This window comes from Klebsiella sp. CN_Kp073, from assembly GCF_040065495.2.
Classification (GTDB): Bacteria; Pseudomonadota; Gammaproteobacteria; order Enterobacterales; family Enterobacteriaceae; genus Klebsiella; species Klebsiella aerogenes.
Window position 1 is genome coordinate 2,940,908 of record NZ_CM198051.1, and the last position, 26,596, is coordinate 2,967,503.

The window sequence follows — 26,596 nt, forward strand, 5'->3', positions numbered from 1 at the left end:
GTCATTCCCCCGACTGCATTCCGGGGGAATTTTCAAAAGCCATAACTTTATTTCGCAGCGGCGGCACGCCATTGCTTAATAAATTCCAGACGCTGTTTAGGTTGCAGATATTGCAACAGGCTTTCATCCACCGGAATCGGCTTCAGGGCATTGCCCAGTAATTTCGTCATTCCGTCGATATCATTTTTACCTTCAATATCGTTGCGAATTGATGGAATATCACCCTGAGAGGCGAGAATCGTTTGCCCTTTTTCCGACAGTACGTAGTCGAACCACAGTTTCGCCGCGTTAGGATGCCCTGCTTCCGCGGTGATAAATGAGACGCGGGACAGCACCAGCACGTAGTCTTTCGGATAGGCAATACCTAATGACGGGTCGGTTTTAGCGCGCGCTTCGGCATAGGAGCCGAGGATGTTATAACCGATCAGGTTTTCACCGGAGGAGACGCGCTCCATCATGGTGCCGGTAGAGGATTGCACCGTCAGGCCGCCTTTGGCGATATTCGCCAGGTCTGCAAAGTAATTGCCGTCAGCCTTGCTATCCTGCACCGCCAGCATAAAACCAAGCCCCGACTTCTCGATATCGTAGGTGGTGACTTTGCCTTTAAATTTATCAGCCTGCCCGGCGATAAGTTTGGCCAATGCGGTATGTGAATCCGGCACTTCATTTTGCGGGATCAGCCGTTTGTTATAGATAAAGACCACCGGCTCATAGGTTGTACCGTAGGCTTTTTGCTGCCAGACCGCCCATTTCGGCAGCTTGCCGACTTCCGGCGAGGCATACTCTTGCGCATAATCGGTGGCTAATTTCAGCGCCGTGTCCATGGAAGAGCTCCACACTACGTCGCCGCTCCCGCCGCCGGCGGCTTGTTCACTAATATAACGGTTGTACAGCTCGGTGCTGTTCATATCGTTATATTCAACTTTAATCCCAGGATATTGCGCTTCAAAGCCTTTAATTAACGGCCCTGCCGCTTTGGTGTCCGTTGTGGAATAAACCACGACTTTGCCCTCTTTCACCCCGGCACCAACGACCTTTTGATAATCTGCCGGGTAGCCCTGCGGCACCTCCGCCAGCGCGGAGTACGAGAAGACTGTCGTCAGTGAAACCACTAAACCACCGATTTTCTTATACATAAAATCAACCCTTAAGCATCAATAATTAAACACAAATTTAACATATAGCGCTGTAAGAACCTCTGCAACGCATGGGCCGGGTTTTTTATAGCTTTTGTGACAGTGGTGTAGTTTAAAAAGTGGTGTTTATGGAGTTTATTCAGCGAGTAGTGAAAACAGCGAGCGAGGTCACAGATTAATGCTGCGTATTGAAGCCTGTTTATCCAGCGCCTATAGTCGACCACTAACTGCGGGTCTCAGTAACGAGCATATACAGTCATCATGGTAATTTCTTATAAATACATAAAGTTACTATGCGAAATTATTTTTACCGGCCAGCATTGTATTTTCTTGCTTTTGTGCCAGACTCATTTTAATCGACAATAACATTTTTATCTGCCGTATTTTTCGTTGACCGTTTTTATAAATAACATGATAGCAATTTGCGGCTATCAGTCTGTTGATGTTGAATATTTTAAGCGCGTGCAATTCCGTTTACTTTTAACAAGTCATCTATCTCTATTTAAGCTGGAGCAAATCTCATGCCTATTATCGGTACACTTTATGTCGTCCATAAAGAGCACAAAATTCCGGTTGATATACACCTTGAAAATACTGAGGAAGGAGAGTATGTCTATTATACGGCGGATGCCAGTATTGATGCGGATGGCGCCAATGGGCAAAACGGTTTTCCCGCCGCTTACCAAATAAATGACCAGTTTAAGGAAATAGGCAGCGATCGTTTAGTTAACCTTAATTTAAAAATAGATTCCAATGGTGTATTCCACAAAATAAACCCTACAAGTGGAGTTAATGCCATCTTAGACGGCAATGGTCAACCAAAAATATTTCCGCAAGGAATTATTGCATCTAAAACATCATTACATTATCAACATATTTCATTAGATGACCCCAAAGCTTATATCGATGCAGCGACAGTTCTCTACATTGCCGTACCAATGATAGTGATCGCGCAAACAAAAGGCACAGTGATTGGATGCCAGGCGAGAGTAACATGGAAAGATAAATCTATAAATTGTGTGGTTGCAGATAGTAGCGGCAATGGTATTGGTGAATTAAGCATCGCTGCAGCAGAGGCGCTCGGGGTAGGCGGAAATCCGCTACATGGAGGAATTGATGAAATTGCCGTCAGGTATGAAATTTGGCCCGGTAAAGCCACTCCGGGATTCCCGTTACTCCCCACCAAGCATCATTAACTATGAAATACTGGTTGTTGTCCGGGTTATCAATGCTTATCTCCTGCAGCTCACCACTCCCGGTTCCGATTATTGATGCCGATAAAGAGTGTATTCAGAACGCTCGTACATGTCATAATTATGCCGATGGTCTAGATTCTTTTAAAAAGGTAGTTGGTGCATATAAAGCCTTCGCCATAAAATGGGAGCACGTTGCCGATACCAAAAAGTTGGAGTCGCAAACAGCAGATGAAATAACCTTTTACGGATTACTGGCCAGTGCTGTCGGACTAGCCACTAAATCCCCTGAGACGGTGATTGCCGGCGCGTCAGTGGGTGCGGCAGGTACCCTATACAGCAAGCGATACCGCCTTGAAGTGCAATCGCATAATTACGATTTGGCTTCTCAGGCGATGCAGTGTCTATATATGGCAACATTTCCTTTCAAAGACCGTAGGTTTCCTGATAACCATGCCATTCGTAACGCAGCACTGGACTCATTAACTAATGTCAGAGAGAAGTTAAGACAGTTGCAATATTCGATGGTACTCGGCACCCCCGATATTTCTGGTTTAATCGCCATTATTAACAACCCATATAAAATGCCACCCCCTGTCATTACAAAAAATAATAAAAATAGTGGCTCTAACATGTCTCAAGTGGAAACCGACGAGCTATTGAATGAAATGAAAAAATGCGAAACCAAACTGAACTAGGATATAAACCAGGAGAACATCATTGATGCTCTCCTGTCATTTACCTTAGCTCTATTATGAGTTTATTCTAATAATAGCTAAAAAAGGAGCATCATTCATGTTCAGTCCGCCATTACTTGTCAGATCATAGGTTGATGAAGCAACTGCATCGCTAACGTTTCCCCCTACAGCTAAAATCGTACCATTGTTAACCTCAATAACAATATCACTGTGAGAATCAAAATTATTACTATCGTCAACAAGAATGTTATTATAAAAAGAAATTGCACTATAGTAGGTTAATGGCTCATGATAATTGCCATTTGCATCAGGCCGTCTTTTACAAATGATATCGCCTACTTGCACCGGGGTAAGTTCTGGATCTAACAATGAAAATTTTGGATATTTCCCCGCATAGATATAGGCGCAATATTCGGAATGATACGATTTTAGTGGAAAATCATGGCCAGTATAGCCTATCTGTTTTATACAAAAACAAATAAAAGCAGCCGACCATGCATAAGGGCTCGTACCGTCCAAATCAGCACCTATAGATTGCCAGTATTGATGAACAATAGGCGAGAACTTAGCCTGTGACTCCAAATGTTGGGATTTTAAATTCGGCGTTCCTGGGTAGGTTCCCCATCTATCCCACTCATTAATAACAACCTTAGATAATTGCTGTGCAGAAATCGGCATAATAAACCTCTATATGATAAAGTAGAATATCATTAATGTTAGTTTTCCATGCTATTAAGAAAATACTCTGGCATATTTATTGGTATGCAGGCGAATGCCTGGTGCGCATTTAATGCGTCACAAATATAACTCTAGATATAAAGCCTCAAGAAATAAAGGCGGTATCGCTATTTACTATCTTCTCTAAATAACACTTTGCTAAGAAGATCGTATCCATATGATATATCGGTTATTTTTTACACGAACAAGCATACCGATTTATTATGTCTAAACCTAAATTCTACTGCTAGCTCCTTGATCTTCTGCGCCTCGCGGCGCAGCATGGAACGGCAAACGCAACAAAACAACAACATACATCGAGGAGACTATCCGTGCCTACAGGACATCGATTTCGCCCCACGGAGCTACACCACTTCGTCACTACACTGTTCACGCAGCTGGGCAGTACGCCAACCGAAGCCGCGCTGGTCGCAGACCACCTGATCGCCGCCAACCTTGCCGGACACGATTCCCACGGCGTCGGCATGATCCCGAGCTACGTAAAATCCCATAGCGAAGGTTTTTTGCAACTTAACCGCCATGCCAGCGTGATGAAAGACGCCGGCGCCGTCGTCACCCTCGACGGCAACGCCGGTTTTGGCCAGGTCGTTGCCCATGAAGCCATGCAGTTGGGGATTGAAAAAGCCAAACAGCACGGCCTCGCCGCCGTGGCGCTGCGCAATGCTCACCATATCGGGCGCATCGGTTACTGGGCGGAACAATGCGCGGCGCAGGGGTTAATATCCATTCATTTCGTTAGCGTCGTCGGCGACCCGATGGTGGCGCCATTTCGCGGCAAAGATAGTCGCTTCGGCACTAACCCACTCTGCGTGGTCTTCCCGCGTGAAGGCCATCCGCCGCTGCTGCTCGATTACGCCACCAGCGCCATCGCTTTTGGCAAAACCCGCGTCGCATGGCATAAAGGCGAAGCGGTGCCTGCCGGCTCATTGATTGACTCTCGCGGCGAACCGACCACCGATCCGGCGGTGATGCAGACCTCGCCGCTTGGCGCCCTGCTCACTTTTGCTCAACATAAAGGCTATGCCCTGGCGACGCTCTGTGAAGTACTCGGCGGTGCGGTCTCAGGCGGGCAAACGACCCATCAGGACAGCCTGCAGGGCTGCGTCGACGCCATCTTCAACTGCATGACTACCATTATTCTCAGCCCTGAAGCCTTCGATGCGCCGCAGATGCAGCGCGAAACCGAGGCCTTTATCGACTGGTGTAAACAGTCGCCGCATGATGCCGATACGCCTATTCTGGCGCCTGGAGAGTGGGAAGCGGCCAATCGTCAGCAGCGGTTGGCAAACGGTATTCCGCTCGATGCCAGTAGCTGGCAGGCGATCTGCGCCGCCGCGCGGCAGGCCGGCATGTCGCAAGAGACGCTGAACCAACTGCAGCAAAATATGGAAGTTAACGCTTAACCTCAGTCCCCGCGGGGCGATCGTCAGCCACGGCGTCCCGCGTCATCGTCACTTGTGACGACGTCAGTGATTTTCCCACGTCTTCATCACCTTCATCCCGCGTCATCAGCGCTATTTTCACTTTGGCACGCATTATGCAATCGAACTGCATCGCACGACGATCGACGTCGCGCGTTTGCTGACGGTAGCCTGCCGGGCCCGGCGCGCTATCGCCCTATCTTCACTGTTAACAGGTCTGTTACTGATGAATAAAATTACCAGCGTGTGCCCCTATTGCGGGGCGGGTTGTAAACTCAAATTGGTTGTCGAAAATGATAAAATCATTCGCGCCGAAGCCGCCGACGGCGTCACCAATCAAAACCAGCTATGCCTGAAAGGCTACTACGGCTGGGATTTCCTCAATGACACGCAGCTTCTCACGCCTCGCCTCAAGCAACCGATGATTCGTTATCAGAAAGGCGGCCCGTTCACCCCGGTCAGCTGGGAAGAAGCGATTCGCTACACCGCCGCTAAGCTCAGCGAGATCAAAGCCAAGTACGGGCCGCGAGCCATCATGACCACCGGATCGTCCCGCGGCACCGGTAACGAAACCAACTATGTGATGCAGAAATTCGCCCGAGCGGTACTCAATACCAATAACGTCGACTGTTGCGCCCGCGTTTGCCACGGGCCGTCGGTCGCCGGACTGCAGGCTTCACTCGGCAATGGCGCGATGAGTAACTCAATAAGCGATATCGAGAACTCAAAATGCCTGCTGGTCTTTGGCTACAACTGCGCCGATTCTCACCCTATCGTGGCGCGACGGGTGCTCAAAGCCCGCGATAACGGCGCGAAAATCATCGTCTGCGATCCGCGGCGCATTGAAACCGCCCGCATCGCCGACCAGCATCTGCAACTCAACAACGGCAGCAATATGGCGCTGGTCAACGCCTTCGCCCACGTCCTGCTGGAGGAAGATCTCTACAACCACGATTACGTTGAGCGTTATACCGAAGGGCTGGAGGCCTACCGCGAAGCGGTGAAAGACTACTCTCCCGAAGCCGTGGAAGCACTGGTCGGCGTCCCGGCGCTGGCTATCCGGCGGGCGATGCGTACCTTCGCCGCCGCCCCTTCCGCCACCATTATGTGGGGAATGGGCGTAACCCAGTTCGGCCAGGCGGTTGATGTCGTTCGTGGTCTCGCCAGCCTCGCGCTGCTGACCGGCAACCTCGGAAGGCCTAACGTCGGCGTCGGCCCGGTTCGCGGACAAAATAACGTTCAGGGCGCCTGCGACATGGGCGTATTACCCAACCAGTTCCCGGGCTATCAGGATGTCACCGACGCCGCGGTGCGCGCCAAATTCGCCAATGCCTGGGGCATCGATCCGGCGATGATGGATACGCAAATCGGCACTCGTATCACCGAAGTCCCGCATAAAGCGCTGGCGGGAGAAATCAAAGCCTACTACATCATGGGCGAGGATCCGCTGCAAACCGAGGCTGACCTGGGTCTGGTACGCAAAGGGATGGAGGCGCTGGATTTCGTGGTGGTGCAGGATATCTTTATGACCAAAACGGCGGAAGTGGCTGACGTACTGCTGCCGGCGACGTCCTGGGGCGAGCACGGCGGCGTCTTTACCTGCGCCGACCGCGGCTTCCAGCGTTTCGAGCAGGCTATTTCTCCCACAGGTAACGTGAAACGCGATTGGGAAATTATCAGCCTGCTGGCCAGCGAGATGGGCTATCCGATGCATTACGCCAGTAACCAGCAAATCTGGGATGAGATGCGTGAACTCTGCCCGCTGTTCTACGGCGTAACCTGGGAGAAAATGGGCGATATGGGCCACGTGCAGTGGCCGTGCCCGACGCTCGATCACCCCGGTACGCCGTGGTTGTATCAGGATAATCACTTTGATACCCCATCGGGCAAAGGGCAACTGTTCGCCGCGCCGTGGCGCGCGCCGGCGGAAACGCCGGACGATGATTTCCCGCTGGTGCTCTGCACGGTGCGCGAAGTCGGACATTACTCCTGCCGTTCAATGACCGGCAACTGCGCCGCGCTGCAGTCGCTGGCGGACGAACCGGGCCGGATACAGATGCACCCAGCCGATGCCGAGCGGGCAGGTATCGCCGATCGTCAGCTGGTATGGGTGAGTTCGCGGCGCGGCAAAGTGATGACTCGCGCCGATCTCAGCGAGCGTATCAACCCCGGCGCGGTGTACATGACCTACCAGTGGTGGGTCGGCGCCTGTAATGAGCTGACCCAGGATAATCTGGATCCTATCTCGAAAACGCCGGAAACCAAGTACTGCGCGGTGAAGGTCGAGGCCATTGCCGACCAGGACTGGGCGGAACGGTACGCCTGGACGACCTATAGTCTGATGAAGGCGCGGTTAAAGGCGGCGGCTAACGCCTGAGGGTGAATTCAGGGGGAGGCTTAGCTTCTCCCTGGAATCTGACGCTGTCTGGATTGACATCAAAATAGGCCTTCTTTGGCAGGACGACTTTGTGAAAATCTTTTGTACCGCTCAGGGACCTGCCAGCAGGGACTGAAGTATATAGCCGCCCACCAGCCCTGTGGCGCCAGCAAGCAGGACTTTCCGTTGTTCGGTAAGTTTAGACATGGTGTGTTTTTCCTCAATTCAAGCGCATGGCATGACGGACGCTGTCAGGTGTTTTTCCAGTCCACCCCTGGAATGCGCGATAAAAGGAATTGGGATCTTCGAATCCAAGGAGGAAAGCGATCTCTGCGCCGGACATCGTGGTATTTGCCAGATAATGTCGGGCAAGGCTCTCCCGCACCATATTGACCAGGGCGCGAAAGTTTTCCCCCTCCTCCTCAAGCCGACGTTGAAGCGTACGCTTGCTCAAACCCAGTCGTTCCGCGGCCTTCTCAATGGTAGCCGCGTTACCAGGCAACAGCTCAAGTAAGACAGCACGCACGCGTTCCGCCGTCGACGCCGTCGAATCAAGTTCACTGAGCCGTCGACGAAGATCGGGTTCGAACGCGTGAAACATGCTTTCGTTGACCGTGAGGAATGGACGCAAAGCATCCACAGCGGCGAAAGCGATTGCTGGATACTCTCCCTTTTGCACAGGTACGCCGAAGAAATTCTCGTAACGCCGGAGATAACGACTGGACGGAAGTTCCGGCAGGATAACGCGATGCGCCTTAATGTGCTCACGGGTAGCCAGTCTGGCTAGTCGCACGAAAAACGCAATCTCGGCCACTTGCAGCGAGTGAGGTACCGCGGTTTGTATCGACAACCAGCGAGGCGTCACGACCAGCTCGCCTGCGTCACCCGTATTGACTTCCAGGCTCATGGGCGCCACAAGTTGCTTGTATTTGGCGAGGCGCTGCATAGCCTGTACCAGATTCGTGCTGCACAGGGCAGCGAACAGCGGTGGGTTGAAAGAATCAGCCGAGAGAGTCTCGACGAGGCGTAAGGGAAAAATGGCATCACTTGCCTCAGCCTCTAAAGCGCGCCAGAAACGAAAATAGTCTTCGCCAGAAAGCCCCTGTCTTGTACGGGAGAGTAAATCGTCTGGAAGGCCGGCCCGACGTAATACATGGCCAGGCTGAACACCTAAGTCCTTCAGTATTGCCAGCCAGCCAATATCCATGGGAAAAGTTTTGTTTTGCACCTTCAGCACTCCGTCACTATTGCTCATTCAACCGACGCTCAGAGTATAGAGCAGTCGTGCGCTTAACCCCCGTCAAACCGCGCCACAATGACTGCACGTTGCGCCAACCTGTAACATCCGCGACTCACTCCCTGTGCTGGCATCTCTCGCATTAAAATTGGCGCGGATTGCCAGAGCGTTGTCGCGGCTTGCTTCCTATAGTGAGATGAAAACATCACACCAGCCAGGGCACGTTCCACCAGTCCTGACGGTCCAATCTGAACAATAGAGAAATCCCAATGAATGCTACCGAAGCTATCGACCAACTGGATCCCCAAAAATGGACTACAACATCTCCCGCAGAACGTTTGCATCTGCTGGAGGAAATCCGTGCAAACCTGAAGAAGTACGGTGATGACCTCGCCTTCGCCGACAGCAAAATGAAGAATGGCATCCTCGGTGCGCCTCTTTTTTCATACCCAATGTCAAAGGTTGCTACCGTCGTTCCTATGGCGAGTACCGTCTCGGCAGCCATCATCCTTTATGAATCCATCCTCGACGGCAAGATGCCACAGCCGCTGAGCGTGGAAAAAGTGAGTGAGGATCTCTACGACATTTATGTCTTTCCGCAGGAGCGGAAGGACAAGTTGATGTACGCGGATCAGAAGAGTCGCATCCGTGTGAAAGGCGCACCGAAACAAATCAATCCGATGGAAAAGCCCGCGGGTATTATTGCCGTGCTGGGTGCCGGCAACTACAGCTCAGCGCTCGAGGTGTTGAAAGCGATCTTCTTCGAGAACTGTACAGTCGTACACAAACCGCATCACCTGAACGAAGAAACCGACAGGATTTGGGCGAAGATCATGCAGCCGCTGATCGATCGGCGCGTTCTGAGCTTCTGCGACGCCGATCGGGGACAAGACCTGACAGTAGATCCCCGCCTCTCCCGGATCTACTTTACAGGTGGAACCGCAACGGCCGAGGCTATCATGTCAGCGACAGAGACGCCGCTTATCTCCGAATGCGGCGGCAATAACCCATGCATCATCGTGCCGGGCGACCGGCCATGGACAAAGAAGGAAATTGAGCATCAGGCAGTGCAGATAGCCACCATGGCAAAGTTCAATGGTGGCGCGAACTGCGGTCGTCCCCAGACTCTGGTGACAAGCAAACACTGGCCGCAGCGCAAGGAATTCCTCGACGCGCTGCGGGTCGCTATCTCGGAGACTACTCCGGCCATGGGTATGTACTACCCCGGCGCCGACAAGGTCGTGGATGGTTTTCGACAGGCCTATCCCGATGCGGAAGTACTGAGCCCCGAGGGCGGCAAGTATCCGCATTCCGACGTCATATTACTAACAGACGTTGAGCCCGGTGGCTACGCCACTTCACATGAAGCGTTCAGCCTGGTGCTCGCTGAGGTGCCGCTAGATCTGCCAGCCAATGCCGCGCACTTCCTCCCCGGCGCCGTCAAGTTCGCCAACACCCAGCTCCTGGGCACGCTCGCCAGTGCGATACTTATCGATGAGGACACCAGAAAGGCCCATCAGAAATTACTCGAGCAAGCGGTGTCTGACCTGGAATATGGTGCGGTCGCCATCAACAGCATGCCGTCCTTCATTTTTCTCAACCCCTATCTTACCTGGGGTGGAAATGAGGCAGGCAAGACGTTCGTTTCTGGTCGCGGCAACTTTGGCAACCTACTCAATTACGAGAACGTTGAGAAATCGATCATGGAGACAAAGTTTATGTCACCAGGGCACATGCTGTACACCAACAAGCGAGCGTTCGACAATATGGCTGGAAACATGGCGAATTTCGCAGTCGAGCCTACCTGGATGAACCTGACCTGTCTGATGGGGGACGCCATCCGCGATAGCTTCCGTAAAAAAGATTTCTGAATCAGTAGAACGCATCGGCCTGAAAGGCATTATCCATTGCCCTTTACTCGACTATCTTGTAGCGAGTCTGCTTCATAGCCGGGGCAGTGACTACGACCTTGAGGACATGCATAGGGTGAGCTCCACAACAATAAATCGGAACTCATCGCGGCTTTCCATACGCTCGAACGGCTTGTACGCCAGTTCGAGCGCTATCAGGCCAGAGCCGGTCGTGGCATTCTGCACCTGAAAGTGAGTCTAGCAACGATAGACATGGCGACATCATCACTATTGTGAATTTAATTACACCATAGTAAATTAATGGGATTGTTTTTGTAGGTAATTACCCCAAACCATGTCCACTTTAAGGAAAATAAAATGATAAAAATCAGAATGTCACGACCTTCTGAAGCGGAAGACATCATCCAGATTTGGAAAAGTTCTGTAGATGCTACGCACGATTTTCTGACAACACATGACCGGCAAGAGATCGAAAAAGAGGTGGTCGGTTTTTTTTCAGAAATCCCTGTATGGGTAGCGACAAATGATGAAGACCTTCCACTCGGATTTATGTTTTTACATGATGGTCATCTGGAGGCACTGTTCGTAGATGCTGCTGCTCGCGGGTTTGGCGTCGGCAAACAGTTGATATCCCATGCCCTTGCTCTTCATCCTGATTTAAGCGTCGACGTCAATGAACAAAACCAACGGGCTGTCGGGTTTTATCAACATATGGGCTTCCAGGTTTCAGGGCGCTCCGGGCAGGATAGTCAGGGAAGACCTTATCCCCTGCTGCATCTGCGTAAAGGGAATGGCGTCTAACCGTTTGGCAGGGGAAATATCATCTGTTTTTTTGGCTAAACGCAACGATGTATGTACAGCTCTGTTCGCTATCCGGGTTAGTCATTTGGCACTCGCCTGCAAAGGTAAGAGCAAGACAATCACCCGCTTGCAAATGATGAGTCTGATGATTGACCCTAAAATCAAGGTTGCCGCTCAGCATCCAAAGTGTTTGCCCGCAAAGATGCTCAATAGCGGAGGCGGGGATCGTCAGTTGACCCATTGCAGGGATTTCAACTTTTATCAGTTCCGGACTGGCGCCCGCCGGGGACAATGTCCAACGAATAATGCCTGATTGTTCATCTGTCCAATGCTGCTGCTGGTGAGCGAAACGAACCAGCGAGTTCTGATGTTGCTCAAGCTCGGCGAAAAGTTTTGATAGCGTAATATTCATGGCGTTCGCTAAACGACTAAGGATAGTCGCGCTGGGGCTGGAGACGCCTCGTTCAATCTTACTAATCATCGCCTGGCTCACGCCTGAGCGTTGAGCAAGCTCCGTTACCGTCCAGTTACGAGCTTTCCTGTGCTTTAGTAATAACTGTGCAATGTCGCTATCTACTATCTGATTTTTCGCTGTTTTATCCATTTTCACCCTCACTTTCGCCAGCCTGATTATGCCATTACCTCAATTAGGCTGGAATCATTGATTGTGTCAGTGTGAAAAAGTCAGGTTTCAATGAGTGGATAATTATCTTTAGCACCCACGTCATCAGTAGAGCATGAGTTTGCGATGCGCGCTCCCGGTAAAACGCAGGTAAGTTAATCCGAGTTCTTCGTTTCATAGCAACGTCCCCCCCTTGATTAAGGATAGCGTTGCATCGACCCGTTGAACTCACAGCGAGGAGTGAACATTGTGCTTAAATAATGATGACTCTGGCAGGATGGGTTTTCAATGCCTGGAAGGTAGCCACTAATTCAGGTGACGTAAATGTGTAGCAATCCCCCACTTTAGGCCAATACATTTTCCATTAATCAGGTCGATAACAGAATAACTTGCATTGGGATGAGCATAGCGAGGGAAACTATCGACAGTCCCTTCTTTAAGAATTGCCAGAGTGCCCTGACTGACATGCCCGTGAGACACAATACATATTGTTTGTTGATGTGATGAGGTATCTTCCAGGTTTTGTAAAAAACGCATAACTCGCTGAGAAGCATGCGCCAGTGACTCCCCCCCTGGTGGACAATACTCTGCATCAAGCCTGAATAATGCATTTGCATAGTTTGGATGTTTTTGTCTGAGTAGTTCTAACGGCATACCTTCAAACTGACCAAAGGCCTGCTCTTTAAGGGCCGGTTCAGCCGTCAGTGAACAATGAAAGTGTTCAGCCAGGCTTTGCCCCATTTGCCAGGCACGCCCAAGCGGAGAAGCGTAAACACGCTCTATTTGATACTCACTTGCACTAAACGCTGCTAGTAGGAGGGATGTTTCACGCAAACCCCGACAGGTCAAGGAGCTATCGCTGTGCCCCTGAATAATTCCTTCCCAATTCCACTCTGTTTCTGCGTGTCGAACAAGTATCAATTTCATCGTTAGCTGGCCATGCTCGTTGTTGATCAAAATGTCCCAACTGCGCGATGTCAAACACACACCGTTGAAGCAGCGGAAGGCTTTTCTGTTGTGGAAATAATGAACAAGTGTAGCTTATTGCCGTTATGCAGCGGCTCTGGGTGTGGGGCGCTGAATTTTATCCGTAGTTAACTTCCGCTTTTGGCACGGAGCGGACGTGTTAACGAAGCTGAAGGTCCGCTGGGAGCGATTAGCGGACATGCCATCAGCTTATCAGCCACCTTTACGAGCATTCCATTCATCACGTGTGATTTCCCATAGCTCGGAATCCAGCAGACCGCTGACATATGCTTTCTTTTCAGTCCTAATGAGCCGCATGCCACTGCTTTGTGAGATACGTTTGGAGCGGTTATTGAGAGCCGCTTTCGGCGCACGCAATATAGTCTTATTTAAGGAATTGAACCAATAATCTGTAGCTGCGTTACAGGCCTCACGCATAAAACCTTTGCCCTGATGCTCCGGAGATAACCAAAATCCTCGGTTGTTATCCTCAACATCATAAAGACAGATTAAACCTACCATGTTGTCAGGTGTTTCACGATGCCTAATAGTCCAGATCCAAGCGATTCCATTTGCTATATCAGGCAAGGCAACGTTATTGACATAATTCTCGGCGCCATTATCCGGATAGGGCCACGGTACTGATGAGACCATGTACCGAACAATCTCCCAGCGAGGATAAAGTATCTGAATTTGTGAGGCATCTTCTGAGGATAATGGTTTTAACAGTAAGCGTTCTGTATAGAGAATAGGTATTGGCATCAGCACTTTTCCTTCCTGAACTTAGTGTCTATTACTATTTAAGCCATTAAATAGCTATCTCAATGTATCTTGATGTACAGAAAATATCTATACAATAGGAGGCGCGGTTAACAAGCAGTCAGGGGCAGTTTTTGGCACTGCGCGGATGAACCAACTGAGTTTAAGCTCCAGTCTGAGCGAAGAGCAAACCACACTATCTGAGGTAACGTATTACTGTTAATGGTGACCCCATTAACGCTAATACTATTATTACTTTTTTCATCAACGGTTAGGCAGATGCATTAATGGTTAAGCTTAGGGAAATAGAAATGAAATATCCAGGCGCAGGGGCCTGGCAAATGGGAGACAGTCCAGAACTGGCAAGCGAGCTTGCTAACCTTATTAAAAAAGGAATCAAAACGGCCTCTTGTGGATCTTTTGCCTCTTACCAACAGGAAGAATCTGCTCCGAGGATTGGCAGCTATAACATAATTCTTGATGGACAGAATGTCCCGGTATGCGTGATCCGGCTGGTTTCGCTACAATTGGTGCGTTTTTGCGATATTAATGAGGAGTTCGCTCGCAAAGAGGGTGAAGGCGATTTAAGTCTTGAATACTGGAAGAAAGAGCATCAGCGATTTTTCATCCGTGAAGGTCATTTTTCTGAGGATATGGAGTTGATCGCAGAAGAATTCGAAGTGGTTGAGGTGCTGTAATCGGAGATAAAATTGCTGATGTTTATCTATCACCCTTTTCATAAACGTCCGCTCCTGGCACGAAGCGGTCAGCATGCAGGATCACCAGAACTGTCATGACAAAAGAAGATGTTGTCCTCTAACGAATGCAGGATTTATTCTCTGCCTTTCTTATTCGAAGTAATATAACGTGTGGTTTGATTGACATTACTGGAGGTATAACATGTTGGTTTATAATGTCTTTGGTCGATACCTTGGCATTCTGCGTAAGAATGAGTGCTGGTTGGTTTTTCGAGTAGATCTGACAGAAAGAAAGTATTCCCGTATCTATGACGTTGTTATTCCAGATGATCTGGCAGAAGATGAAATTGCAGGCTGGTTAGATGATATTTTCCATGAAGCTGCAACCGAACGTCATCCAGATGTTAAACGCATCGAATAATTAATTGATCAAATTATCAATATCCGCTTCTGGCGCGACGCGGACTGCCTGAATAGCCGTACGATCTCTATGAATGAAAGGTGGAGTTTAGCTTCTCGGGCCTGTTTATACACAATCGGGCTGGCTGTATTGTAACGTCCGAAAAATCTGGTAAAACATTGCTACACAAAATTCTTTACTATCAAGATTCGTGAAGGCCGTATTGAACCGGCCTTATGTGATTTTCAGACTGAATTACTGACCCGAGAGAATCGAAGCCGGAACAAGCGGCACGGAGCTCAACTTATTAACGAACCTTCAGGTTGAGAATGGAGGTTATGGGTGCTTGCCCTCTTCCAGCAGGCCATTTACCAGCAGGGTGAAAACCTGAATCGCTTTTGGTAAAGCATGCTGCGGATCTTCACTGGCAGCCACCCACTGAGCGGCATTCAGTGCAGCTCCATTTAGCAGCCAGGCGGTAGCATCCACATCTACCGGCTTGATTAAGCCGCGTTCAATCAGATCTGAAATGCTCTCTCGGGTGGCGTCAAGGCAGTTGTTCTGACTCGGCCATTTCGTAGGATCGCCAAGAAAAGCCGGGCCATCAAGCAGAACGATACGCCGGACTTCTTCATCCAGAGCCATTCTGATATAGGCTATCCCTTCAGCCAGAAGCTTTTGCTGGTCATCCCTGAACTGTGTCGCTGCACTCTTGGCACTTTGTGCCATTTCTGAGTCAATCTGGGCAACCACAGCGGCAAGCAACCCTTTTTTGTCCCCAAAATTATGGTACAGAGCCCCACGCGTCAGGCCAACGCTGGCAGTCAAATCATCCATTGATGCTGCTGCAAACCCTTTTTCGGCAAAGGCTTTTCGTGCGGCTGTAATCAACTTCGTGCGGGTTTCTTCCATCGTTTCGGCGCGGCGTTTGGCAGCCATGCGGACTCCTTGCAATATACGCAGCGTATGAAATTTGACATACGCCGCGTATGTGTGGTTAAGTTTACATACACTGCGTATATTAATTGATTTATTTATGTCACGCACGGCTTCACACATCCGAAAAAAGGATACGTTATGAACCAACCGAAACCTGTTTTCCCGGCGAATCGCCACGCTCTCTATGAGAAGCATGGTTATTCTGCTGCGATCCGCTCTGGTGATTTACTGTTTGTATCCGGTCAGGTGGGTAGCCGGGAAGATGGTAGTCCTGAGCCCGACTTTGCAACGCAGGTAGAACGTGCCTTTGAAAACCTCAAGGCCACTCTTACCGCCGCAGGATGTTCGTTTGAAGATCTTATCGATGTGACAACCTTTCATACCGATCCGGAGAGTCAGTTTTCAACCATTATGCAGGTGAAACAAACCGTTTTTCCGAAGCCGCCATATCCCAACTGGACAGCCGTGGGGGTTAACTGGCTGGCGGGATTTGATTTTGAGATAAAGGTTATCGCCCGGATTCCGGAACATCAGCTTTAAAAACTTCACACACAGATATCACGAGCTCCGATATCTGTGTGTAAACCCGCCACCAGGTCAGCTAAGTCTGGCTTCGGCATTCACTTCATCCAATCGAGTGAATATTTTCTTTTTTTAAGCTCTGCAGTCAGCTCTTGCACATGTTTCAACGTGATATGGTATTTCGCTATAATGCCCCTGAGACTCATACGAATCCATTCCATATCGATATGACACTTTTTACCCCCTTTTCATATGGTCAGGGTGCAATTTGCTCTACACAGGTAAACTATTATACTTCTGGGCTTCTGGGTATTGACGAAACAGCGCTAAATATTCAATTTTTCCACAGGTGCTCAAACCGCCTATATACAACTGACCTGCCCTCAGCGGCTTAGATTGTTTTATTGTGCCCGGATTCTGTGCTCTGCTGTAATAAGGCCGTCGTATGGGTGTACGTGGTTTTGATCTCTGTTTAATATATGAAACTCAAAAGCAGGAGTTATGATAAAAGTACAACGGTACTTATCCCCTCTCCTCAAACTATTGATGGTTACAGCCAGGATAAAGCGGATACCTTGCCGAGATACAGCGAGCGAAAATAGCGCCATCAGGTGCTGTCATCCCGCATCAGTCAGGACAAATTAGATGCCATTTATTATTGAGATCAAGAGGTTATCTCTGGCACGGAGTGGACGGATTCACTGAGCAGAAAGGCCACTGTGAGCGAAGAGCTGTCATGCTTACCTATGGAACAGGTTCTCAATGGTGGCATCACTTAATAATGAAGGGAAGCAAGCCAACGAATCAGCACAGGAAAGCCCATTATACACGTGTATAATGGGCTTTCCTGTTATGACAAGGCGAACTTAGCTGGAGGTCCGCAGTGAACGAGAAGCGGACATCTTAATTATTTTTTTATGCTACTACCTCAATGTAGCCATGTTATATGGCTACATTGAGACAGAGGTAAGGATTAGTCTTTTCCTGGACCATAATTAAATTTTGTACCTTTGCCAATGGCGTAAAACTGTCCGCCAGCTACGTAATGGACAGTACGTAATTCATCAGGCGCATCATCAAAAATCCAGTGCCCATTTCTGAAAACGCGGTCATCGCTCCATGCTCCGACAATTTCCCCCATGAACAAGTTGTGCTGCTTTTCATTTTCTTCATTGGGTATGACCTTACAGACTAGCCAACCAACGCAACCTTCAACTAAAGGCAGATCAAACTCTTTCTGATAAAACAGTGGAATTTTACTGTTTTTATCGGGTGTGTCAGAATAACTGTTGCCCCCAGCATATAAAACCATTTCCATCTGATTTACTACTGGGATCTGGACAACGTAATATCCGCTTTTTTCTACAAGCCCACGAGTAAATGCCTGTGGACCTATAAAAGCCATCACTTTGTTATTGCCTATTAATCCCACCCAAGCCGCTGCCATGACATTTTCAATGCCATCATTTTTAGCCGATATCATTGTTGTTGGCCCGATCTGCAATAAACGATAGGCTTTGTTTAACTCTACTGGTTGAATTGACATAATTTACTCTTTTGAGTTCTGATAAAAAATTAAGACAGGTTACTTATTTGATTGTTCGATTATATGACTGGAATAGTTGCAAATTAATTGCTATTATCAAAATACATTATTGCAATTTTCACAACAATCATGAACAAACTTGATGCTCTAAAGTTTTTTATCATCGCCTCTGATACCCTGAACTTCCGCGAAGCAGCAACCAAGCTGTCGGTTTCACCATCAGTAGTCACGCGGACAGTCGCTGAGCTGGAGAAACAACTTGGTGAACCTCTTTTCAAACGCAATACTCGTTCGATCTTTCTCACCAGTTTCGGCGAGCTATTTTTACCCCAAGCGAAGCGACTGCTGGAGGATTCTGAAAAACTATTTCAGACGGCGAAAGATGATAATGAAATGAAGGGTATTGTTCGTATCACATTACTTCGATTTCCAAATCATGAACAAATATTGTATGAACTATTGACTGCACTACGTCCCTATCCTGAGTTATTTATCGACTGGCGTTTAGATATGATGAAACTTGATACTATAGAGCATCGTATCGATATAGGTATACGCGTAGGGCGAGAACCTAATCCTAACTTTATCATTAAAAACATCGGGCAAGTTGAACATATTTTAGTCTCATCCCCTGAACTCATTGCACGCCTGGGAGCACCAACTGATTTAGAAGATCTTCGGCAGCGTTATCCATTTAGTGGTTTAATTAACCCTGATACAGGAAAATTATTTGAGTTTATGAGTGACGCAGTGAATACTTTTGTCCCTCGTCATATCGAGTTTTATACAACAGACCCATACGCCGAAATTCAGGCTGCCTTGGCCGGGAAAACAGTTGTACAATCCAGCGATTTTATTTGTAGGGAGTACTTAACAAGCGGCCAACTTGTTCCCCCACTGCCAGAACTGCGACAGGAGAAATGGCAATTTTATTTATATCGGCCTTACCAGCTGATTACTCCAAAAAGGGTGACGGTCGTTTTCTCGCTATTAGAAAAAATATTACGCAAATATTTCGCATCAAAATAACATTCTCCTCAACGTCCGCCTCTGGCACGGAGCGGACAAACTCAGGTCTGCCGTAAGCGAAGAGCGGATTTATCTTTACAAAGGTTACCAGCCAAAACTAAAAGATCACCAAAAGGAAAACACTCATAAACCTTCTAGACAACCTTTTCCCGAGCATTTAGCCTGAATTAAAATTTTATATCTGTCAGGCTACTTCACTATGAAAAATGATATGAGAACCCTCGACCTTAACCTTCTTAAGGCCCTTGATGCATTACTGGATGAAGGAAGCGTGACCCGGGCTGCGCAGCGCCTCTCCCTGACACAACCTGCCGTCAGTGGCATGCTTATTCGCTTGCGTGATTATTTTGACGATCCCCTCTTTGTTCGCACCAGTCACGGTATGGTTCCCACAATGCGGGCCACCGAACTTTCTATGCCGGTGAAACAAATACTCACCGATATCGCTATCATGCTGAAACCAAAGCAATTTGATCCTATGGCGGCGGAGCTGACTTATACCATCGTAGCAACGGACTATGCACTTAAGGCTGTTGTCGTTCCGTTGATGGCTGAGCTAAAACAACGTGCACCGAATATTAAAATCGCCGTGCGGCCCGTGGACAATGAGCGAATGTATCAGCAGTTGTCTCGGGGTGAAGTTGATCTGGCTTTGATAACACCGCAAACAACCCCCGAAGACCTGCATGGAAGAGCGCTCTATGAAGAAGATTATGTCTGCGTAGCACGACGTCATCATCCTCTGGCAGCGAGTTCGGAAATGACGCTCGAACAATTTTGCAAACAGGAACATATTTTGGTGTCATCAGAAGGTAACTTCACCGGTGTTACAGATGAAGCACTGGCTAAGCTCAGTCTGACACGACGAGTAGGCATGTCAGTTAACAGTTTTCAGGTGATACCTGATATATTGCAAGTGACTGATATGATTGTAGTTGTACCTCACCGCATGGTCTTGACTAACAACGATCTCATCATTCTCCCTTTGCCCCTGAAAGTACCCGGCTTTACCAAGAGCATGGCCTGGCATGAGCGAACCCATCGTGACCCAAGTCATCAGTGGATTCGTGCTTTATGCGCAGAAGTAAGCCAACATCCCGCGCCCTGATATAATTTATCTTATTAAGAATATAAGTAATGACAATTCGCCTTATAACTCCATTGCACCAATAATCACTGTCATCACGTTACTGCCGTAATGACACACGCAGTACACTCAACTATAGCAATTGGAGAAATTTATGAACGCGATTAACTGGCCTGAAGGCTTTATTCCGGGTTTTACCGATAACTTTGTTTCTAATGAAATGATCATCTCAGGTCTGAACGTCAATGATGTCTGGCCGCTCCTGTGTCAGCCACTGCTATGGCCGGAATACTATAAAAATTCCGCCGATGTGCGCTTTTATGACAACAAAGGTCCAGAATTGGAAAATGGGGTTCGCTTCTACTTCAGCACGTTTGGTTTCCCAGTTGAAGCTCAGGTTGTGGAGTTTGTTCCACCTGCTGAGGGTAAACCTGCTCGCCTGGCATGGCACGGATGGGCCGGTGAAAAAGATACCGCTCAACGACTCGATGTCCATCATGCGTGGCTACTGGAGGATCTTTCCGGTCATAGGGTCCGTATCCTAACGCAGGAAACACAGAACGGAGTCCCGGCAAAAGATCTGGCCAATACCCGCCCGAACCCAATGCTTAATGGTCATCAGGAATGGCTTGACGGCCTGATTCGAGCAGCAAAGAAATAATAAACCGCTTTCCACAGTCATATCACTGAGGCTGCACTTCCCCGCAGCCTCAAGAATATTTGCCCGTTTGCTATGGCACTTGATTACAGGTAAATCATGTAACCCCCGCAAGTGACACCACACAGCCATCTCTGTAATGTCCCCTCCTGGCACTACACAGACATTTCAACTCTCAGTGATGCGGCAGCATTTTGTCCTTTTGCTCAAATTACGCCCCCCTACCGACCCGAAGGCCGGTAGCTGTTGATACAACCCATTTCCACGCGTTATTTCAGGTTGTTGCGGAAAAAGTCCGTCAGCTTGTCGAAGGGGATCACGTCCGTGCGGTCATACAGATCGACGTGCCCTGCCCCCGGAACGACATACAGCTCTTTAGGCTGACCGGCGCGTTTAAAGGCGTCCTCGCTGAACTCTTTTGAATGGGCTTGGTCACCGGTAATAAAGAGCATCGGACGCGGCGAAATGGTTTCAATATCATTGAACGGATAGAAGTTCATAAACTTACCGATACTGCTCAGCATCGGTTTGGTCGTCAGTTCCTCTTTCTCGCCCTGCGGGGTATAACCGCCGCGTTCGGTACGGTAGAAATCAAAGAACTCGCGCTGAATTTCCGGCGTGGAAGCGTCCAGCTTATTCACAGTGCCCGGAATGTATGCTTTCTCTCCTCCTTTGAACTCGGCAAACCGCTGCTCAATGGCCGACTGGATAAAGGCCTTACGCTGTTCCAGCGTCTGGGAGTGGTTAAGGCCGTTACGAAACGCGGCGCCCATGTCATACATACTGACGGTGGCGATAGCTTTCATACGCGGGTCAATTTTCGCGGCGCTGATGACAAAACTTCCGCTACCGCAGATGCCCAGCACGCCGATATTTTCTGGATCAATAAACGATTGTGTACTGAGGTAATCCACCGCCGCGCTGAAATCATCCGCGTAGATTTCTGGTGAAATCAGGTGCCCCGGCTTGCCTTCGCTTTCCCCCCAGAACGAGAGATCGATCGCCAGCGTAACAAACCCCTGCTCCGCCAGCTTCTGCGCGTATAGGTTTGCGCTTTGTTCCTTGACCGCGCCCATTGGATGACCAACGACGATCGCCGGGTTTTTGGCGTTCTGATTTAACGTTTTCGGGACAAACAGATTGCCAACCACGTTCATTTGATACTGATTTTTAAAAGTGACTTTCTGCTGCGTCACTTTTTCGCTTTTATAAAAGTTATCAGCGCCTCTGGACATATCCGCCGCCGAGGCGGCAAATGCGCTGATGAACATTCCCAGGGCTAACGCAAATTTATTCATGATAGTTTCCTTGTCAGGACGAGTGTGATGAAAGACCCTCGGCAGACGCGTCTGCACGTGAGGTCAGGAATATCAGTACGGTTGCGATAATCAACATCGCGGCGCTGGCCAGAAAGGTGCTCTGGTAGCCATGATGGTCGAACAGCACGCCCCCCACGGTGGATCCCAGCGCAATGGACAATTGCACCATCGCCACCATCAGCCCGCCGCCCGCTTCGGCATTCTGAGGGAACGTGCGTGGAACCCATGCCCACCATCCCACGGGCGCAGCGGTTGAAATAACCCCCCACAGCCCGAGCAAGGCCGTCACGATGGCTGCCTGGCTGCCAAACGCGATCAGGGCCAGCGCGACGATCGCCATCAGCACGGGAATCGCCATTAGCGTCGAGTAGAATCCGCGCTTCAATACCCGGCCAATCAGCGTGGTGCCGATGAAACCCGCCATCCCGATAACCAGCAGGATGAGAGTCACCGCTGAGGCGTCTACCTTCGTGACCGTCTCAAGGAAAGGTCTGATATAGGTAAAGAGCGTGAACTGCCCCATAAAGAAGATCCCCACTCCCAGCATGCCCAACATGACCACCCGGCGGCGTAACAGTGTGAAGACGTTGCCGGCCCCCGCTGGCTGGCGGGTAACCGGCATCGAGGGCAGGCTGAGCAGTTGCCAGATAAACGCGACGATGGCGACGGGTAACAGGCACAAAAAGGCCCCCCGCCAGCCGATGACGGAACCCAGCCAGCTGCCCAGAGGCGCGGCCACAACGGTTGCCAGCGCGTTGCCGCTGTTAAAAATGGCCAGGGCCAGCGGAACACGGTGCACCGGCACCAGACGCATCGCTGTTGCCGCCGACATCGACCAGAACCCGCCGACCACGATGCCAATCAGGGCCCGGCCCGTCATATAGGTCAGGTAATTAGGTGCCATCGCAATGACGCCCCCGGAAAGAGCCATGATGCACGTCAGGCCAAGCAACAGCGTTTTTCGATTAAGCGTGCCTGCCAGTCGGGAAATAAACAGGCTGGTCATCACCGCAAACGCGCCGGAAATGGCAATTCCCTGCCCGGCCATACCTTCGGTGACCTTCAGGGACTGCGCCATCGATGTCAGGAGGCTGACCGGCATAAATTCGGAGGCAATCAGGGCGAAGACGCACAGCGTCATAGCAAACACGCCGCCCCAGTGCGCCTGTTGTTTTTCACTGGCTCCGTTCTGATTTCTGGTTTCAGTTTTCTGATTACGCATTTAGCCTTTCTTTTCTGTTGATAATGCGATGCCCTTCCCCTCCTGAAACGGCGACGTGGGGGATAAGCGCGTGAGTTAAAGAGAACGATGGATATGGAAGGCGCGACGGCTCAATCCACAGCCCTGAGCCCGGCGGAGAGGATCATCAGCAGTGGCGTTTTACGGTGAGCATTTTCCATCTCGTTTAGCGTTGACTTTTTCATCGCATTATTGTTACCAATAGGCAGCAGTGAAACTAGCTAATGAATGCTTAATAGCCTTATAAGTAAAATTTATAAATAGCCCGGAAACCAACATGGCAAGACGCAACCTCAACGATTTACTCTCTTTCGTCACCGTGGCGCGGGAAGGTAGCTTCACGCGCGCCGCCGCGCAGCTTGGCGTGACCCAGCCTGCGCTAAGCCAGGCGATTTCCGGACTGGAAGAACGAATGCAAATCCGACTATTAACGCGGACCACCCGCAGTGTGTCCCCAACGGCCGCCGGGGAGCGCCTGTTGCAATCGGTGGGCCACCGTATTGACGAGATAGAGGCTGAGCTGGACATGCTGACTGAACTGCGGGACAAGCCTGCAGGCACCGTCCGCATCACCTGCGGGCCGAACGTGCTGAAGACGACCCTGCTGCCCAAGCTTGCGCCGCTGCTCCGCGAATATCCGGATATTCATATTGAGTTCGATGCTAATCACGGATTCCGGGACATCGTGGCGGATCGGTTTGATGCGGGCGTGCGGCTTGGCGATACGATTGATAAAGATATGATAGCGATGCCAATCGGCCCGAAACTACGCATGGCCGCAGCCGCCTCGCCAGATTATTTCGCGCGATACCCGCAGCCGCAAACGCCTCATGAGCTGACGCAGCATCAGTGTATTAATTTGCGCATGGTCCGCTCCGGCGGGATTTATGTCTGGGAATTCGATCGCGTGGGAGGAGAGTTGAACGTCCGGGTTAATGGACAGTTGACGTTTAACACGTCGGATCATGTTGTCGACGCCGCCCTGGCCGGGTTAGGCATCGCCTTTTTACCTGAAGAGGAATTCGGCTCACACATCAGAGAAGGTCGTCTCGTGCGGGTGCTTGAGTCCTGGTGTCATCCTTTTCCGGGCTACTATCTTTATTATCCCAGCCGCAAGCAGCCTTCCCCTGCCTTTTCACTCGTTGTTGATGCGCTGCGCATGAACGGGAAACTTTAGATTTAAGATTTTTCGCAGTATCGGGATGGATTTATCAATATGACCAGAACAGAGAGGCTTCTCGAGTTACTACAGATATTAAGGGCGCAAAGATATCCCATCACGGCATCCGCGCTCTCAGAAAGATTAGGAATAAGCGTGCGCTCGCTTTATAGAGATATAAAAACGCTACAGGATCAAGGGGTTCGCATTGAAGGTGGGGCCGGTATTGGTTATATCGTCAAGTCTGATTTTCATTTGCCGCCCTTAAATCTTTCTCATGAAGAAATCAATGCTATTACCCTTGGGCTAAACTGGGTATCTCATAACACAGATGATGATTTCAAAAATACAGCAAGGAATGCGCTTGCCAAAATACACGCCGTCATTCCTGATGAATTAAAAAACCTTATCGAAAGCCAATCCTATTTGATCGGCCCTGCAGAAAGCAATGAGGTATTTTTCAAAGACATTCGTAGCGCTATTAAAAAGCAAAGGAAAATCAAAATAAAATATTGTGACAAGAAAGGCGCTTACTCTTCTCGTGTTATATGGCCCATCGGATTGGCATATATGCAGTCATGTTGGCTTTTGGTCGCATGGTGCGAAATGAGAAATGATTTTCGTCACTTTAGAACTGATCAAATTGCAGAGATGGCACAACTGGACTCTATCTACAAGGAAAGCCGGACGGCTTTATTGAAAAAATGGAGAATAAAAGAAAGGATCGACGAGGCAAAAGAGTACTGACAAAAACTGTCACAGCGATTTTGTATACTCCCCCAGATGCAAGACTCAATACTACGTCATAGGGGGAATGATGAATTTCCAGAATAAAGTTGCTGTCATCACAGGAAGCACGACAGGGATAGGTGAGGCAGTCGCAGAGCAATTACACCAACATGGGGCTAAGGTCGTTATTGTCTCCCGTTCACCAGAGCAGGCCATCCAAAAAGCGAAACAATTATCTTCACAGGGGCAACAGGCGCTGGGGATCGGATGCGATGTGTCACAACCCGAGCAAGTAGAGAAAATGATCGCTAAAGTTATCAAACATTTTGGCAGACTTGATTATGCTGTAAATAATGCGGGCATAACAGGTGAGCATGGTAAAAATATAACAGAGCAGACGGTTGAAAACTGGGATAAAGTTATTGCCACTTCATTGAGCGGCGTTTTTTACTGCCTAAAATACGAAATACCTGCAATGATGAAGTCTGGCGGTTCTATCGTTAATTTATCTGCAGTAAATGGTCTGGTTGGCATTCCAGGATTAGCGCCTTACACCGTGGCTAAACACGGTATCATCGGTTTGACCCAAACCGCAGCATTAGAGTTTGCAACGCAAGGCATTCGAATCAATGCCGTCGCTCCGGGCTATGTCCAAACGCCACGAATGAGTGAATTTCCTGACAATATCGTACGTAGTTTCGCCAATAGCCACCCTATGAAGAGGATGGCAAAAATGCGGGAAATAGCAGACTTCATACTGTTTTTGCTGTCAGAAAATGCGGCGTTCTGTACCGGCGGCGTTTATCCCATCGATGGTGGTTATTTAGCTGAGTGAAACTCCCCCCAGTGCTTTTAAACTGCAAGAGTTTCATAAGGCTTTAACGTCGGCTATGTCGAGGTGTGAACCTCATACAGTTCGACGTTAACCCTGGGGAACCGCTCATTCCCGTTCTTCTATCCAGCTCACAAGCTCCGCAAACTGAGCTTCTGAAAATACCGCGATGCCATGCTCACTGAGCAGTGACGCCGCCACTCCCATACCCGATTTACGCTGATTACTGAAAGAACCGTTATAGATAAACTGACTGCCGCACGTAGGACTACCATCAGTTAATAATGCGGCGGTACAACCTGCTTCTTGTGCTGCTCGCAGAGCCAGCCAGGCTGCCAGTTGATAATGCGGCGTAACATCCCTTCCCGTATTCTCAATTATTCTGGCTTGTCCACTCATTACGTCTCTCCCATCAGCCGACACGATCTCGGCAGGTGGTCGCGGAACAGGTAGCCCGGCAGCCAGCTCAGGGCAGTGGATTACCAGGCGCTGCTCCCGTTGCCAGCGAGCAAGTTGATGGGTCATCTGCGCTTTCTCTTTTCCGTTATAACGGACTTTAAGGCCCATCAGGCAGGCACTGACCAATATTTTATTTATCATTTCTTTGTTGGCCCCCGGA

At 49.4% G+C, this 26,596-nt stretch carries 26 protein-coding genes; 15 read left to right on the forward strand and 11 right to left on the reverse strand.

Annotation, left to right across the window (positions count from 1 at the left end; genetic code table 11):
• Positions 1 to 47 precede the first annotated feature (47 nt).
• Positions 48 to 1,136 carry an ABC transporter substrate-binding protein gene (locus ABLV66_RS14185; protein ID WP_348877066.1) on the reverse strand — a complete coding sequence of 363 codons (1,089 nt, stop codon included), beginning with the start codon at positions 1,134 to 1,136 and terminating at the stop codon, positions 48 to 50.
• Positions 1,137 to 1,657: 521 nt separating this feature from the next.
• Between ABLV66_RS14185 and ABLV66_RS14190 the strand changes: the two genes are divergently transcribed.
• On the forward strand, positions 1,658 to 2,332 hold the full coding sequence (locus ABLV66_RS14190; protein ID WP_196796339.1) for a hypothetical protein: 675 nt from the start codon (positions 1,658 to 1,660) through the stop codon (positions 2,330 to 2,332).
• 2 nt (positions 2,333 to 2,334) lie between these two features.
• Entirely contained in the window at positions 2,335 to 3,027 is a 693-nt protein-coding gene (locus ABLV66_RS14195; RefSeq protein WP_348877067.1) for a hypothetical protein, read from the forward strand.
• Positions 3,028 to 3,081: 54 nt separating this feature from the next.
• Here ABLV66_RS14195 and ABLV66_RS14200 read toward each other — a convergent pair whose 3' ends face one another.
• On the reverse strand, positions 3,082 to 3,705 hold the full coding sequence (locus ABLV66_RS14200) for a DUF2272 domain-containing protein (protein ID WP_080957264.1): 624 nt from the start codon (positions 3,703 to 3,705) through the stop codon (positions 3,082 to 3,084).
• A gap of 371 nt (positions 3,706 to 4,076) precedes the next feature.
• On the opposite strand from ABLV66_RS14200, the gene ABLV66_RS14205 reads away from it, so the two are divergent.
• Together ABLV66_RS14205 and fdhF are read left to right on the forward strand one after the other, a co-directional pair.
• Positions 4,077 to 5,168, forward strand: coding sequence for a malate/lactate/ureidoglycolate dehydrogenase (locus ABLV66_RS14205; protein WP_015705181.1), 1,092 nt, complete (start codon positions 4,077 to 4,079; stop codon positions 5,166 to 5,168).
• Between the two features lie 244 nt (positions 5,169 to 5,412).
• Entirely contained in the window at positions 5,413 to 7,563 is a 2,151-nt protein-coding gene (fdhF, locus tag ABLV66_RS14210; RefSeq protein ID WP_047046592.1) for a formate dehydrogenase subunit alpha, read from the forward strand.
• Positions 7,564 to 7,783: 220 nt separating this feature from the next.
• Here the strand turns inward: fdhF and ABLV66_RS14215 are convergent, their stop codons facing one another.
• Positions 7,784 to 8,791 (reverse strand): AraC family transcriptional regulator, encoded by a 1,008-nt coding sequence (locus ABLV66_RS14215; RefSeq protein WP_074165853.1) that lies wholly within the window; start codon positions 8,789 to 8,791, stop codon positions 7,784 to 7,786.
• A gap of 278 nt (positions 8,792 to 9,069) precedes the next feature.
• On the opposite strand from ABLV66_RS14215, the gene ABLV66_RS14220 reads away from it, so the two are divergent.
• Together ABLV66_RS14220 and ABLV66_RS14225 are read left to right on the forward strand one after the other, a co-directional pair.
• Positions 9,070 to 10,671, forward strand: coding sequence for an aldehyde dehydrogenase family protein (locus ABLV66_RS14220; RefSeq protein WP_348877068.1), 1,602 nt, complete (start codon positions 9,070 to 9,072; stop codon positions 10,669 to 10,671).
• A 357-nt stretch (positions 10,672 to 11,028) separates the two neighbouring features.
• Positions 11,029 to 11,472 (forward strand): acetyltransferase, encoded by a 444-nt coding sequence (locus ABLV66_RS14225; protein ID WP_348877069.1) that lies wholly within the window; start codon positions 11,029 to 11,031, stop codon positions 11,470 to 11,472.
• A gap of 19 nt (positions 11,473 to 11,491) precedes the next feature.
• On the opposite strand, the gene relB is transcribed toward ABLV66_RS14225, so the two are convergent.
• The 3 genes from relB to ABLV66_RS14240 form a co-directional block, all read right to left on the reverse strand.
• Positions 11,492 to 12,076 carry a type II toxin-antitoxin system RelB family anti-toxin gene (relB, locus tag ABLV66_RS14230; protein WP_015705175.1) on the reverse strand — a complete coding sequence of 195 codons (585 nt, stop codon included), beginning with the start codon at positions 12,074 to 12,076 and terminating at the stop codon, positions 11,492 to 11,494.
• Positions 12,077 to 12,400: 324 nt separating this feature from the next.
• A complete protein-coding gene (locus tag ABLV66_RS14235; protein WP_071647597.1) occupies positions 12,401 to 13,021 on the reverse strand; it encodes a histidine phosphatase family protein in 621 nt (206 codons plus the stop codon).
• 252 nt (positions 13,022 to 13,273) lie between these two features.
• On the reverse strand, positions 13,274 to 13,822 hold the full coding sequence (locus ABLV66_RS14240; RefSeq protein WP_032707855.1) for a GNAT family N-acetyltransferase: 549 nt from the start codon (positions 13,820 to 13,822) through the stop codon (positions 13,274 to 13,276).
• A gap of 338 nt (positions 13,823 to 14,160) precedes the next feature.
• On the opposite strand from ABLV66_RS14240, the gene ABLV66_RS14245 reads away from it, so the two are divergent.
• On the forward strand, positions 14,161 to 14,517 hold the full coding sequence (locus tag ABLV66_RS14245) for an ASCH domain-containing protein (protein WP_161798772.1): 357 nt from the start codon (positions 14,161 to 14,163) through the stop codon (positions 14,515 to 14,517).
• Positions 14,518 to 14,719: 202 nt separating this feature from the next.
• Positions 14,720 to 14,938, forward strand: a complete 219-nt coding sequence (locus tag ABLV66_RS14250; RefSeq protein WP_015366962.1) for a DUF7661 family protein — start codon at positions 14,720 to 14,722, stop codon at positions 14,936 to 14,938.
• Positions 14,939 to 15,253: 315 nt separating this feature from the next.
• On the opposite strand, the gene ABLV66_RS14255 is transcribed toward ABLV66_RS14250, so the two are convergent.
• Complete coding sequence (locus ABLV66_RS14255) at positions 15,254 to 15,856, reverse strand: TetR/AcrR family transcriptional regulator (RefSeq protein ID WP_015705172.1); 603 nt, start codon at positions 15,854 to 15,856, stop codon at positions 15,254 to 15,256.
• 138 nt (positions 15,857 to 15,994) lie between these two features.
• Between ABLV66_RS14255 and ABLV66_RS14260 the strand changes: the two genes are divergently transcribed.
• Entirely contained in the window at positions 15,995 to 16,396 is a 402-nt protein-coding gene (locus tag ABLV66_RS14260) for a RidA family protein (RefSeq protein WP_015705171.1), read from the forward strand.
• Between the two features lie 955 nt (positions 16,397 to 17,351).
• Here the strand turns inward: ABLV66_RS14260 and ABLV66_RS14265 are convergent.
• Positions 17,352 to 17,924, reverse strand: coding sequence for a flavin reductase family protein (locus ABLV66_RS14265; RefSeq protein WP_047046604.1), 573 nt, complete (start codon positions 17,922 to 17,924; stop codon positions 17,352 to 17,354).
• 129 nt (positions 17,925 to 18,053) lie between these two features.
• Here ABLV66_RS14265 and ABLV66_RS14270 point away from each other — a divergent pair, with 129 nt between their 5' ends.
• The 3 genes from ABLV66_RS14270 (at position 18,054) to ABLV66_RS14280 (ending at position 20,701) form a co-directional block, all read left to right on the forward strand.
• Positions 18,054 to 18,953 carry a LysR family transcriptional regulator gene (locus tag ABLV66_RS14270; RefSeq protein ID WP_032709936.1) on the forward strand — a complete coding sequence of 300 codons (900 nt, stop codon included), beginning with the start codon at positions 18,054 to 18,056 and terminating at the stop codon, positions 18,951 to 18,953.
• Between the two features lie 199 nt (positions 18,954 to 19,152).
• Positions 19,153 to 20,061, forward strand: coding sequence for a LysR family transcriptional regulator (locus ABLV66_RS14275; RefSeq protein ID WP_348877070.1), 909 nt, complete (start codon positions 19,153 to 19,155; stop codon positions 20,059 to 20,061).
• Between the two features lie 133 nt (positions 20,062 to 20,194).
• Entirely contained in the window at positions 20,195 to 20,701 is a 507-nt protein-coding gene (locus tag ABLV66_RS14280; RefSeq protein ID WP_045396209.1) for an SRPBCC family protein, read from the forward strand.
• 266 nt (positions 20,702 to 20,967) lie between these two features.
• On the opposite strand, the gene ABLV66_RS14285 is transcribed toward ABLV66_RS14280, so the two are convergent.
• Together ABLV66_RS14285 and ABLV66_RS14290 are read right to left on the reverse strand one after the other, a co-directional pair.
• Entirely contained in the window at positions 20,968 to 21,996 is a 1,029-nt protein-coding gene (locus ABLV66_RS14285) for an alpha/beta hydrolase (RefSeq protein WP_047046608.1), read from the reverse strand.
• A 13-nt stretch (positions 21,997 to 22,009) separates the two neighbouring features.
• Positions 22,010 to 23,239 (reverse strand): MFS transporter, encoded by a 1,230-nt coding sequence (locus ABLV66_RS14290; RefSeq protein WP_316423331.1) that lies wholly within the window; start codon positions 23,237 to 23,239, stop codon positions 22,010 to 22,012.
• Between the two features lie 295 nt (positions 23,240 to 23,534).
• Here ABLV66_RS14290 and ABLV66_RS14295 point away from each other — a divergent pair, with 295 nt between their 5' ends.
• The 3 genes from ABLV66_RS14295 (at position 23,535) to ABLV66_RS14305 (ending at position 25,980) form a co-directional block, all read left to right on the forward strand.
• Positions 23,535 to 24,434 carry a LysR family transcriptional regulator gene (locus ABLV66_RS14295; protein ID WP_316423330.1) on the forward strand — a complete coding sequence of 300 codons (900 nt, stop codon included), beginning with the start codon at positions 23,535 to 23,537 and terminating at the stop codon, positions 24,432 to 24,434.
• A gap of 39 nt (positions 24,435 to 24,473) precedes the next feature.
• Positions 24,474 to 25,163: a helix-turn-helix transcriptional regulator gene (locus ABLV66_RS14300; RefSeq protein ID WP_315710146.1), complete on the forward strand. Its 690-nt coding sequence runs from the start codon at positions 24,474 to 24,476 to the stop codon at positions 25,161 to 25,163.
• A 70-nt stretch (positions 25,164 to 25,233) separates the two neighbouring features.
• The gene (locus ABLV66_RS14305; protein ID WP_289576914.1) at positions 25,234 to 25,980 is read left to right on the forward strand and encodes an SDR family NAD(P)-dependent oxidoreductase; all 747 of its coding nucleotides are present in this window, start codon (positions 25,234 to 25,236) and stop codon (positions 25,978 to 25,980) included.
• A gap of 105 nt (positions 25,981 to 26,085) precedes the next feature.
• On the opposite strand, the gene ABLV66_RS14310 is transcribed toward ABLV66_RS14305, so the two are convergent.
• Positions 26,086 to 26,577: a 2-thiouracil desulfurase family protein gene (locus ABLV66_RS14310; protein WP_020079058.1), complete on the reverse strand. Its 492-nt coding sequence runs from the start codon at positions 26,575 to 26,577 to the stop codon at positions 26,086 to 26,088.
• Positions 26,578 to 26,596 lie beyond the last annotated feature (19 nt).